This window comes from Sphaerospermopsis aphanizomenoides BCCUSP55 (genome assembly GCF_001586785.1).
In the GTDB taxonomy this organism is placed as follows: domain Bacteria; phylum Cyanobacteriota; class Cyanobacteriia; order Cyanobacteriales; family Nostocaceae; genus Sphaerospermopsis_A; species Sphaerospermopsis_A aphanizomenoides_A.
In genome coordinates, this window is record NZ_LUFH02000053.1 from 12278 (window position 1) to 25340 (window position 13063).

Below are 13063 nucleotides of genomic sequence, written 5' to 3' on the forward strand. Positions count from 1 at the left end.
CTATCGGCACGCTGCGCGTTAGCGGAGCTTTCGCTTTAGCGATACGTTATCAGAAGCTAGGAGACAGAAGTTTTTTAATTTCGACTTTTGACCAACAATTCCTTGATGATATCAATCCAAAATCCAAAATCCAAAATCTAGAATCTAAAATCGAATGACTTTTAACTTGATTTATCTGTCTACACAAGTATGTTCAATTATCCCAGCGGATTGCTAGATCAATATGATGAAAATGTTAAAAATTATTCCTCTCACTTATGAATACGCCAAGAAAAATATTTTCATCAATCAAATACTGGCAATAAAAATCATCCATTGGATACTGGAAAATGCCAAAACAGTAAAACATAATCTACACAATAACTCCTATCAATATCACTTAATGAAGGTTATCAAAGGACTGGAGAATAATTCAATAGAAATCAGTTTATCTGCAATTCAGGATTTAGAGCGTCTTGCTGAAGTGAATCCACAATACCACTGGATAATTATGGATATGCTGATGAATTTCGTGCGAAATAAAGCTGGCAATCTATCATCACAGGAAGTAATAAATAATTCTACAGCTAATACGCGGATAGTAATTCAAGCAGCTATTACCGTGATTGCTAGAAGAGACGCAAACCAAGACCCAGAAAATGAGCAAATTGATTTAAGTTACACAGATTTAAGGGGAGTAAACCTACAAGGTGCAAACCTAGAACAAACAAATCTTTATCAAGTTAATTTATCACAAGCAAATTTGTCTGGTGCTAACCTTTCAGGTGCAATTCTCAGTGCAGCAAATTTGTCTGGTGCTAACCTTAATTGTGCCAACCTTTCTGGTGCAATTCTCAGTGCAGCAAATCTGTCTAGTGCGAATCTGTCTGGGGCAAATTTGCGTCGAGCGAATCTATATTTAGCTAGTTTACAGGATGCTATTTTGAATGATGCTATTCTTGATGGTGCAAATCTCAGAGAAGCTAAGTTGAACTGTTAAAATCAAAAATAAGGGTGTAAGGGTATAAGAGTGTAGGGATGTACGGGAAGAAATACTGTTTCTTTCATTCGCAGCAAGTAGTTTACCACCAGTGTGCCTGGTTTTAAGAAACAAAATATACCAAAAATACTAAAGAAAAGGGAAAAGGTAAAAATTTTTTCCCTTTTTTCGTGAGAAAAGTTTAGATATCTAAATTTGAAGCTAAATGCTATACTGTTTTTTTTATTCATCTCAGTAATAACTCATTCTTGTGAAGCATCTTTCTGGTATGTCTGCTAAAAAGACAGACGCAACTTTGCATTGGTTGATCACCATCATCGTTATTGCTGCTCTGTCCTTAATACTGATTGTCTTCGCATCTACTAATATTGAGAAGTTATCACTCCAGCAGCGAATTGCTGACAAAAATCAAGCATTAACTACTATTGCTATAGTTTTTTTGGGTTTAGCAGTGACGGTTAATGTTTACTACGCAGCCAAGCGGATTCAAGTAATGCAAAAAAATGCCATCACGGCTGAGAAAACTCTAGAAATTGGCATTGAAAATACTAAACTCACCCAAGAAAGACTAGTTGCAGAAAGATTCATTGGTTCTATTGCCCAGTTAGGACATGAAAAGGTAGAAACGCGCATCGGTGCGATTTATGCCTTGGAAAGAATTGCCCAAGATTTTCCTCAAGAACATTGGACAATTATGGAAATTCTTACTGCATTTGTCCGTGAAAATGCACCTATACAACTGGAGCGGAAGCCACAAAAACCAGAAGATTTTATGGCGATTGATTTCGCTAAAAATCGTGACAGGTTACGTCGTCAACAGTCAGCAGATTATTCTTTGCCCTTAGAATCTTTTAAACTTCGTACTGATATTCAAGCAGCTTTAACTGTCATCGGTAGACGCAATTTTCAACAAGATCGAGAAAATCAAAAACTCAATTTACGCAATACCGATATCAGACGAGTAAACTTAGCAGGGGCTAAACTACAACGAGTAGACTTACGCGGATCTGATTTGTGTGGTGCGGATTTGCGGGAAGTAGATTTAAGTGAAGCAGAATTGGATGGTGCAAAACTTATCGGTTCAATTCTTTATGAAGCCAATTTATTTAAAGCGAGTTTGCGGGGAGTTAATTTGAGTCGAGCCAATCTCAATCTTGCTAATTTATATGGAGTAAACTTGCGTTCTGCTAATTTGTTTGGTGCTAGTTTGCGTTCTGCTAATTTACAAGCTGCAAATTTGTATAAAGCTAATTTGCAACAGGCAACTCTCAAAGCAGCAAATTTATCTGGTGCTAAGTTATTTCTTGCTAACTTGCAAGGTGCGAAATTGGGTAAAACTAATTTACGTTCAGCAGGTTTGATTGCGGCGAATTTGCAAGGAGCAAATCTCAATGGTGCAAATCTCCAAGGTGCAAATTTGAACGCTGCCAAATTACAGCAAACGGATATCTATTTTGCTAATCTCAGTGAAGCTAGTTTAACAGAAGCTGATTTAGATCATGCGAATTTGATGGGAGCTAATCTTTGTCAAGCAACCCTTGATGAAGCTGATCTTTCTTGGGCAAATTTAATGGGTGCTAATTTGTCTGGCGCTCGTCTTTGTGATGTGAGACTGACTGGGGCAATTTTAACTGGGGCAAAAAACCTGGAATCTGAGCAGATAGTTATGGCGTTGGGCGATCGCACCACTCGTCTCCCTGATTATATCGAAGCGCCAGCCAGTTGGTTACAATCGGTTTAAATACCTCAACTTCAAGATTGCTAGTTTCGGTGCATTCTACCTTTTGTCAGCATTCAGCCGTCAGCCGTCAGCTATTTAATTGAAATATTGTTATCAAAATCTCATATTTTATGCTCAACAAAGTCATTAAATCATAACTTAATAATTGTCATGATTGCTTGTTTTTAAATTAGTGAATTCGTAATCAAAATAGCTTTTTAAAACTGTCACTTCATAGTAATTTTTAGATAAAGGGGAATAACTAGCAATTTCCAGGTGTAGGCAAGCTTTTGTATAACAAAGGCTAAAAAGTTATGCTGTTTTAAAAATACTATATTTGAGGATTAAAGTCTAATGAAATTTGATATTACTAACAATTTTTCTGATCATAAAGACCTGAATATTACTCCTATCTCCCCAGTAGATACCTTTCAAACTCAGGCTGATAGCAGTTTAAGTTGGGGTCATCGTAGTAGCTTACCGACTAAGGACAATAGTGAACCTATTTTCACCACTAGCAGCTATAACTCCCAGAATGGCTATGGCTTAGTCAATGCAGGAACAGCAGTCAGCAAAGCCGCTGGTGAAAGTCCTTATGCAGACGCGCCAGATTTGGGTGGAAATAATTGGGGTGCAGATATGGTGAATGCCCCCGCCGCATGGGAAAATGGACATACAGGCCAGGGAATAATTGTCGCTGTTTTAGATACTGGAGTTGACTATAATCATGAAGATTTAAATAATAATATTTGGACAAATAATAAAGAAATTGCTGGTAATGGTATAGATGATGATGGCAATGGCTATGTTGATGATTATCAAGGTTGGAATTTTGATAGTAAGAATAATAATGTTTTAGATGACAATGGTCATGGAACTCATGTTTCTGGAACTATTGCTGGGGAAAATAACGGTAGAGGTGTAACTGGTATTGCCTATAATTCCCAAATTATGGCAGTCAAAGTTTTAGATAAAAATGGTTCAGGTTCTTATGCAAATATCGCTAATGGTATCCGTTATGCTGTAGATAATGGTGCTGATGTGATTAACCTGAGTTTAGGAGGAAATTCTTCTAACAATACTCTGAAATCAGCGATTGAATATGCGGGCAGTAAAGGGGTAATTGTGGTGATGGCCGCAGGTAACGATGGCGATTCTACACCAACCTATCCGGCTCGTTATGCTTATGATTCAGGAATTGCTGTTGGGGCGGTAAATCAAAATAATCAACTAACTAATTTTTCTAACCGTTCTGGTTCTCAAGAAATCAAATATGTGACTGCTCCAGGTGAGGATATTTACTCCACATTGCCAGATAATAAATATGGTACTTACAGTGGAACTTCTATGGCTGCTCCCCACGTTGCAGGGGTGGTGGCGTTGATGCTGAGTGCTAACCCTAACCTGACAGAAAGCCAAGTGCGGGAAATTATCACAAGTACGGCTGAAAATGGGACAAATGCTCAAGATCCCACTCAGCCTTCAAATCCTATGCCTTCTATACCCTCTGAATTTCCGCCGCTAGATTCTTTCTTTCCTATCGACATGATTGATATAGGATCTCAATTTCCTTTTGATATTGGTTCATTCTTTCCACTAGGTTCAGAAGCACAATCAACTATGCAATTACCGCCGGTTGTTTTGTCTGTTGGTGATGATAATTTACAGTTAAGATTTGGTGATGGTGGTGCTAAAACTCCTAAGTTGGAGAGTTTAAATCAGGGGGATGATGATAAATTGGTGAGTTTAGTTGCTCAGTCTTTATCGCGTTCTTATGATAGTGCTGGGGTGAAATATACTATTGCTGGTGATGGGGATATTGAGAGGGAGGATTTGTTTAAGAAAAGGTAATCAATAGGGTGAATAAACTCATATAATTTTTTATTATTTCATTTCGCGCAAGCGAATTTTATTTGTGTAGCCACATTTTCTCAAGCTTTGTTTAGATATTTTACTCAAGGGTCAACTTGTGCCAAAATTAACCATACATCAACCAAGATGACTTTTTGAGTAGGGGTGAATATCAAAATGAAGATAGGTGGGCGTTACGAATATGATAATTACAAACCCTTGGGGAAAGGTGGGTTTGGAACTACTTTTTTAGCGAAAGACACCAAACGACCAGGAAACCCTTTTTGTGTAGTTAAGCAGTTTACACCACCCAGTATAGAAGCAGATACTTTAAAAAAACTTAAAGAATTTTTTGACCAAGAAGCAGAGATTTTAGAAAAGCTAGGACAACATGATCAAATACCCACTCTTTTAGCTCATTTTGCAGAAAATAAAGAGTTTTTTATAGTTCAGGAATATATAAAAGGCCATGATTTGAGTGATGAATTAATATCAGGTCAAAAAAAGAGAGAATCTGAAGTTATTCAACTCATAATAGAAATTTTAGAAGTATTAGAATTTGTTCATAAAAATGAAGTTATACACAGAGATATTAAGCCAGATAATATCCGCCGTCGTCAATCAGATAATAAAATTGTGATCATTGATTTTGGTGCAGTTAAAGAAGTGACAACACAGGTGATAAATAGTCAGGGAAAACTTACCTCTACTATAATTATTGGTACTCCTGGTTATATGCCACCAGAACAACAAAGAGGTAAACCACAATTGAGTAGTGATATTTATGCAATAGGAATTATTACCATTCAAGCACTTACAGGTTTATTACCTCATGAATTAGCAGAAGATGCAAAGACAGGAGAAATTATTTGGCGTAAATATGCAAATGTTAGTCCAAAACTAGCAGCAGTTTTAGATAAAATGGTGAGCTATGACTTTCGTAACCGTTACCCGACTGCAAAGGAAGCTTTACAAGCAGTTAAAAATTTAATACCAAAGCCTATACCTAAACCGATAGATTGGCGGGTTTGGGTAGGATTAGGAATTGCCACCGTTACTAGCTTAATTATCTTCCTGATTCCCAAAGATGATTTTAATTTATATGAAAATTCCAATTATGGAATCAAGTTAAAATATCCAAAAGTCTGGGAAAGACAAGATTTAGAAAACCCGATTACTGCGGAAATTGTTACTTTTATCTCTCCTAAACAAAGTGATACAGATAATTTTCAAGAAAAGGTAACAATTAGTGTTGATAGATTTTCTGGTACATTAGAGGCGTTGCAAGCATCCAATATTCAAGAAATTCAAAATACTTTTTCAGGTTCAAAGATAATTGAAAAATTGATAACAACAAAGGCAAATAAACCAGCTAGTCAATTAATTTTTAGTGGCACGAATGGGAAATATAGTTTGAAAAATATGCAGGTTGTGATTTTAAAAGGTGAACAGGCTTATACAATTTTTTATACTGCAACAATAGCTGATTATGATGAGTTTGTGGAAACAGCAGAAAAAATGATTAAATCATTGGAAATTGATTAATTGTCTGAATCATGATTTACAGCATTTAGTGATAATACTAGAAAATCATTACAGTTTTCTTATCCTGTAAATCCTTTAATCCTGGCAATCCTGATTCAGACAGTAAAGAACCTATTAGTCTTTAGGACATTCTCTGACCTTATTGGATACCCATCTCTTGCAAGGAGAGAAAAAACCTTTACCTTTTTCTGCACAGTATCCTTTATCTACTTCTGTGGCTTCTCGATAAACTTCTGATACAGTGGAACTTCTGTTCACGACAGCCGAAAATTGTCCTCTTTCAACTACTGAATTGTTCTCCCTAATTTCATATTCAAATTCATTGTTATCATCTCTAATAACAAATGTACTGTCTCTATGTTGAGTACCAAAAGTTATGTCAGTTGACTCTGCGGATCTACCCTTGCTATAGTCCCTTTCTGTGAATGGAAAGTTATCAGGAGACATTCCCCGCGAAATGTTCCTAATAATTACTTTTCTATCTTTTCTGGGAGGTTGAGTTGAGGATGTAAACCAGGCTTTAACTTTACCTGCATAAATTTTAGAACTGGGACATTCACCAACATATCTAAATAAAGGAACAACTATTTGATTTAGTTCTGATTGTCCTTCAACTTCAAAACCAATTTCAGGATCAGTAGGAAGTAATTGTCCCCAACTTGGTAAAGATGGTATGAATACCAATGGAGTTGAGAATAAAAAAAGATTAATCAAGTAGGATACATAGCGAGTTTTAAGAGACATTTTTCACCTCAAAAGTCGAGTATAAATTTACTTAACTATATATTAATGTATTAAATTTTGCAAACATCTAAATAGGCAATAAATTTTCCCCAAATTGGTCCATCTAAAAATAATCTAGGCAGATGTCCTACAGGAGCATTTAAGGAATAGTTAATCTGCTCCTTGGGCAAGAAACGACCACGATAACGCCAACCCAACTCAGTAGCAAAATCATCAAAATATTCATTTGTTGCTTCAAATTTATTCCCAAATAAACTCTTCCATTTTTGTGCTTGCACAGCAAAACCAAAACGTCCTTGACTATTGCTTCTCCAAATTCTATTAATATTACTGAGACTTGCACAAGACAATCGAGGAATTGACTGAGCATTCAGTACATTAGAAGATTGACTCATACGTAAAATCAAAGATTTTGTTTCTTCATCAGCTTCTTGAAAATTACCTTGGGATAATAATTCTTCTAATCTTTCGGTAGAAAAAAAACTTTCACTATTGCTATTAGTGGATATTGTTTCTGTGACTGAACTTACATTTACATCTAAACCTATTCTCGCTAATAATTTCAAAAATATAGAACTGGCAATGCCTAAATTTCTACCTGACTTGACAGTAGCAACAGAGGAATTAATCAGATCAATATCAATATCAATTGCTTGCTCACCTCTACCATGAATTCCTATAACTTGAGAATTATCATTTAAAACTGGTCCTCCACTCATTCCCGATAACGTAGGATTATCATAAATTAAATTATAACCGTTATTATTTAATGATGTATTTATATTAGTAATATTGTCAATCAATTTACCATCACGGCAATCATAAACAGATACATTCACTGAGCCTGTTTTCACAGGAAAACCAGCTACATAAACTTTTGTTCTTCTTTGTAATTTTTGAGAATTACCAAATTGAGCTACTTGATAATTTCTACTACTGTTGAACTGCAAAACAGCTAAATCTATATTCTTATCCAGTAGTTTTACTGTCTGATAAAGTGGATAGCGTTGATTATCTGGGGTGACAATTTCATATTTAAGTTGGCTATTTTTAACAACATGATAAGCTGTGAGAACAGTATAAGTATTGCCTTCTCTCTTAATAATTACTCCAGAGCCAGATGCCTTACTGTCAATTAAGACAGTGATTTTTTCAGCTATTTCATCCACTTGTTTATTACTACATATTGCCAGGGCTATTTGCGGCTGTAAAAATGTGATTAATATGCCTATTACTATAGTTAAAAATGTGTAATGAATTTTCATTTTTTTATATCCTCATATATCTCCAATTTTTCCATCTTTTGCATCACATTATATATTGGTACAGCCCAACTCAAACGGATAATTTGCTGATGTAAATTTTCCTCTGCTTGCTCACCATCCATAAATATAGAGGGAACATCCCATAAAGGATAAGCGTGCATACCATTCACACCAACAACCTCACCACTTTTATTCAATAAAGCTCCTCCACTCATTCCCTTTTCTAAACGGTTGGTATATCCAACTTGATAGCCTTGTCCTAAAGCTTTTTCTAAAACTAAAGAAACGTTACCGCTATTAAACACAAAGTTAATTTCTTCTGTTTCTTCCTGCACAGGAAAACCTGCCACAAATACTTCATCACCCACCTTTGGAGAAACACCTAAAGCAGCTACATAATACTCTTTTTTTACACTTGTAAATTGCAATATTGCTAAATCATAATCTTGAAAATTCACATTGTTTGGTACACTCGCTTGATAGATTTCACCATCTGGTGTTTGAATCCAATAAGGGGGGTCATCTGCTCTCAAAATATGGGCATTAGTTAATACTGTATAAACGGAATTTTGTTTATTCAGTAATATTCCTGAGCCTAAGAAATCTGTTGATAATATCTTCACAGAAATGGCTGCTGCTTTTTCCTTTAATTGTTCTATTGATAATTGAGTAGGCGGTTCTGTAATGCTGCTTTTTTCAGCAGAAATACTGATATTTATTGCTGAAGCTGAAAGCAACATTGACAAACCGCCAATACAGGCGACAAATTTTAATATGTGCCAGTTCATGTTCATTTAATCTGGTTCAACTGTGGCACTTTCCAAGAAACGCTCAAAATCAATATTAATGGTATCGCTCGCACTTTCATCGAGAGGGTTATTACCAGCAGCTAGACCCCGACGATCTAATAGTCTACGTAAAGTAGCACTAGGATTAACCCCCCGTTTGAGAGTAAATAACAAATTACTACTTGTACAATTAGGATTTTGGCTAGTACCTGCACAAACTACAGGTTCACCGTTCACTATCCCAGTAGTAATATTTTTCAGTGTACCGTTGTCATTGCTTCTTTGAAATCTGCGCGATACCTCTTCACAACGACGTTGAGCAGTCCAAGGTGGTGGAAAATAAGCATTAGAAGTCCAGCGAATTATAGTTACTTTTCTACCATCTTGAGTACGGGCAAAGGTGACGGGTAGACCTTTACTTTTACCACAGTAAAAGGTTGCGCTTCCCGCATAGCTGGGTTGGTTAATCACTGAGGTTGTGGCTAATGCTGTTAAAGAAGCTAGGGTAACGGTTCGCATCAAGGCTGCGAATAATTGCCTGGAAAAAGGTTTGTTCATAATTTATTTGCTTTATTTATCGCTATTATGCAACATAGTAGTAGTACACGCTTAATTATTATGTAAAATTACCATAAAGATATGTTTCTAGTAAAATTGCTTAGTTACATTATTTATAATTTTTATACACGGCTAGATAGATAATTATTAATTATTTCCCCTTCTCCTCTATAACACTAGTTATACACACTACAGTATATTTACTAGTAACGTCTAATTACATAAATAATTTATACTTAATGATTAACTATACTATACAAGTAAGAGAACTACTATGGCACAACCTACCGCACGGACAAGAGAAATACTGGAACTAGTGAATCAGTTTCGGCTCAATTCCGCACAAGAACTTTCACTTCTCATCAACTCTTCAAATTCTAATGTTATTTTTGAAGTCCCCGGATTGATGATACCGCTTAACTTCAACAAAGTTACAACAGTGGAAGTTTAAAATTTTCAGATATTTATATCTATATTTTTAGACATAAAAACCATGATTAAATCATAAAACTTGCAGTGATGGAAAATTGTATCTTCCCATATTTATACATCTGAGATATTGCCTACAACACATATCATGAAATGATATCGAGTATTTTTGATCAGGCAGTTGGGCGCAAAGCAATTATGGGTTTTCAACAATGCGGATTTGTTCCTGATGTTACTTGAAATTTAATAGACAAGTGTAAGCAAAACATCCGTCATTCTATTTCTTTCCCTGACTGCAATGTATATTAATCTAAGCATGAATTTTTTTGAGAGCCATAGAAGATCCCTCATTTAATAACTGATATAATTTTAAAAAAAATTAGGAAAAATTACTGTGGATTCTCGATATAACCCAGCCGAAATTGAGGAAAAATGGCAACAAACATGGTTAGAACTTGGTTTAGATAAAACACCTCAAGACAAAAACAAGCCAAAGTTCTACGCGCTTTCCATGTTCCCCTACCCATCCGGTAGCTTGCACATGGGTCACGTCCGCAATTATACAATTACAGATGTGATTGCTCGCCTTAAACGGATGCAAGGATATCGTGTATTACATCCAATGGGTTGGGATGCTTTCGGACTACCAGCAGAAAACGCCGCCATTGATAGAGGTGTACCCCCCGCCAAATGGACATATCAAAATATAGACCAGATGCGGAAACAATTACAGCGTCTGGGTTTATCCTTAGATTGGGATGCAGAATTAGCTACTTGTTCTCCCGATTATTACAAATGGACACAGTGGATTTTTCTGCAATTTCTAGCAGCGGGTTTAGCTTATCAAAGAGAAGCCGCAGTTAATTGGGACCCCATTGACCAAACTGTATTAGCTAACGAACAAGTTGACAGCGAAGGACGTTCTTGGCGCAGTGGGGCAATAGTAGAACGTAAATTATTGCGTCAGTGGTTTTTGAAGATTACCGACTATGCCGAAGAATTATTAAATGATTTGGATAAATTGCCTGGTTGGCCAGAACGGGTAAAATTAATGCAGGCAAACTGGATTGGAAAATCCACAGGTGCATATTTAGAATTTCCTATTGTTGGGGCAGAGGAAAAAATCGGCGTTTATACCACCCGTCCCGACACCGTTTATGGCGTTAGCTACGTCGTATTAGCCCCAGAACACCCCTTAACTCAACTTGTCACCACATCAGAACAAAAAGTAGCCGTAGAAGCCTTTATTAAAGAAGTTAGCAATCAAAGCGAGTTAGAAAGAACCGCAGAAGATAAACCAAAACGGGGTATACCCACTGGGGGGAAAGCTATCAACCCCTTCACTGGGGAAGAAGTACCTATTTGGATTGCAGATTACGTACTTTATGAATATGGTACTGGTGCGGTGATGGGTGTACCTGCCCATGATGTGCGAGATTTCAAATTTGCAAAGGAGCAGAATTTAGCGATTAAAGTAGTAATTGTTCCGGAAATTGGTGCAGAGGAAACTTTAAAAGCAGCATATACAGAACCGGGAATTTTAGTTAATTCCGGTGAGTTTAATGGCATAAATTCTGTAGATGCGAAAAAGGCAATTACTGAATTTGCAGAAAAACAAGGTTTTGGTAAAGAAAGGGTACAATATCGTTTGCGAGATTGGTTAATTTCTCGTCAACGTTATTGGGGCGCACCTATCCCTGTTATTCATTGTCCTGAATGTGGAATTGTCCCCGTACCAGAAAAAGATTTACCTGTACAATTGCCAGAAGAAATTGAATTAAGTGGCCGTGGTGGTTCACCTTTAGCACAATTAGAAAGTTGGGTAAATGTGCCTTGTCCAAGTTGCGGTACTCCAGCAAAAAGAGAAACCGACACGATGGATACATTTATTGATTCTTCTTGGTATTTCTTGCGGTTTACTGATGCTACAAATGCAGAAAAGATTTTTGATGGTAGCAGAGTAAATGACTGGATGCCGGTTGATCAATATGTGGGTGGAATTGAACACGCGATTTTACATTTATTGTATTCTCGTTTCTTTACCAAGGTGTTAAGAGATAGAGGTTTGTTGAATTTTGATGAACCATTTCAAAAGTTATTAACTCAGGGAATGGTACAGGGTTTAACATACATGAACCCGAAAAAAAGCGGTAAGGATAAATGGATTCCTTCTCATTTAGTTGATGCAAATAATCCTGTTGATCCGCAAACTGGAGAACCTTTACAACGTCTCTATGCTACCATGTCTAAATCTAAGGGGAATGGTGTTGCACCGGAAGATGTGATTAATAAATATGGCATTGATACGGCGCGGATGTTCATCTTATTTAAAGCACCTCCAGAAAAAGATTTGGAATGGGATGAAGCTGATGTTGAGGGACAATTCCGCTTTTTAAATCGCGTTTGGCGGTTGGTGACAGATTACGCTGCGGCGGGAGTTTGTAAGCAAAAAGCTGATTTGGAAAAGTTAAGTAAAGAGGAAAAGGATTTAAGGAGAGCGATTCATTTAGCAATTCAAGCAATTACGGAAGATGTGGAAGATGAATATCAATTCAATACCGCAATTTCGGAATTGATGAAGTTAAGTAATGCGTTAACTGATGCTAAATGTAATAATTCACCGATTTATGCGGAAGGGATTCAAACTTTGGTGATTATGTTAGCGCCTTTTGCACCACATATTGCTGATGAATTATGGCATTTGTTGGGAAATAAGGGGACGGTACATACACAAGTTTGGCCGATTTTTGATTCTGCGGCTTTGATAGCTGATGAGATTACTTTGGTAATTCAAATTATGGGTAAAACTCGCGGTGCTATTCAAGTTCCTTCGCAGTTAGATAAGGCTGAGTTGGAGAAGTATGCGCGGGAGTCTGAGGTGGCGAAGCGTTATATTGAAGGGAAGGAAATTAAGAAGGTGATTGTTGTTCCTGGTAAGTTGGTGAATTTCGTTTTAGGTTAATTTTTGTAGGTTGGGTTAAATGCAATGCAAACTAACACATTTATTATTGGTTGATGTTCGGTTTCCTTACGTCAACCCAACCTACAGAATTAATCACAAACCTGTCATAAACATGAAAATCTTATAGTCGGCTTCAGCCGACTTTTGCTATTAGACTGGGAATTCATTCCCAGGCGGGTTATCGGGTTTTAACAATTTATTTCCAGGCGGTTGATAGCATCT

Annotated in this window: 10 protein-coding genes; 6 read left to right on the plus strand and 4 right to left on the minus strand. The window is 36.6% G+C overall.

Annotated elements, in window-relative coordinates; genetic code table 11:
• Positions 1-226 precede the first annotated feature (226 nt).
• The 4 genes from A0J48_RS14715 (at position 227) to A0J48_RS14730 (ending at position 6095) form a co-directional block, all read left to right on the plus strand.
• Positions 227-979, plus strand: coding sequence for a pentapeptide repeat-containing protein (locus tag A0J48_RS14715; protein ID WP_234300932.1), 753 nt, complete (start codon positions 227-229; stop codon positions 977-979).
• 268 nt (positions 980-1247) lie between these two features.
• On the plus strand, positions 1248-2720 hold the full coding sequence (locus A0J48_RS14720; protein ID WP_200324209.1) for a pentapeptide repeat-containing protein: 1473 nt from the start codon (positions 1248-1250) through the stop codon (positions 2718-2720).
• Positions 2721-3053: 333 nt separating this feature from the next.
• Entirely contained in the window at positions 3054-4550 is a 1497-nt protein-coding gene (locus A0J48_RS14725; RefSeq protein WP_200324211.1) for a S8 family peptidase, read from the plus strand.
• A gap of 177 nt (positions 4551-4727) precedes the next feature.
• Complete coding sequence (locus A0J48_RS14730) at positions 4728-6095, plus strand: serine/threonine-protein kinase (protein WP_200324213.1); 1368 nt, start codon at positions 4728-4730, stop codon at positions 6093-6095.
• A 114-nt stretch (positions 6096-6209) separates the two neighbouring features.
• Here A0J48_RS14730 and A0J48_RS14735 read toward each other — a convergent pair whose 3' ends face one another.
• The 4 genes from A0J48_RS14735 to A0J48_RS14750 are packed head-to-tail and all read right to left on the minus strand — an operon-like array spanning position 6210 to position 9450.
• Positions 6210-6839, minus strand: a complete 630-nt coding sequence (locus A0J48_RS14735) for a hypothetical protein (RefSeq protein WP_200324215.1) — start codon at positions 6837-6839, stop codon at positions 6210-6212.
• A 50-nt stretch (positions 6840-6889) separates the two neighbouring features.
• Positions 6890-8104: a GUN4 domain-containing protein gene (locus A0J48_RS14740; protein ID WP_200324217.1), complete on the minus strand. Its 1215-nt coding sequence runs from the start codon at positions 8102-8104 to the stop codon at positions 6890-6892.
• Positions 8101-8892, minus strand: coding sequence for a S1 family peptidase (locus A0J48_RS14745; protein WP_200324219.1), 792 nt, complete (start codon positions 8890-8892; stop codon positions 8101-8103). The genes A0J48_RS14740 and A0J48_RS14745 overlap by 4 nt, the downstream gene beginning before the upstream one ends.
• A gap of 6 nt (positions 8893-8898) precedes the next feature.
• Entirely contained in the window at positions 8899-9450 is a 552-nt protein-coding gene (locus A0J48_RS14750) for a COP23 domain-containing protein (protein WP_200324221.1), read from the minus strand.
• Between the two features lie 274 nt (positions 9451-9724).
• On the opposite strand from A0J48_RS14750, the gene A0J48_RS14755 reads away from it, so the two are divergent.
• Both A0J48_RS14755 and leuS read left to right on the plus strand, forming a co-directional pair.
• Positions 9725-9901 carry a hypothetical protein gene (locus A0J48_RS14755; protein ID WP_200324223.1) on the plus strand — a complete coding sequence of 59 codons (177 nt, stop codon included), beginning with the start codon at positions 9725-9727 and terminating at the stop codon, positions 9899-9901.
• 372 nt (positions 9902-10273) lie between these two features.
• Complete coding sequence (gene leuS / locus A0J48_RS14760) at positions 10274-12841, plus strand: leucine--tRNA ligase (protein WP_200324225.1); 2568 nt, start codon at positions 10274-10276, stop codon at positions 12839-12841.
• The last annotated feature ends 222 nt before the right edge of the window (positions 12842-13063 follow it).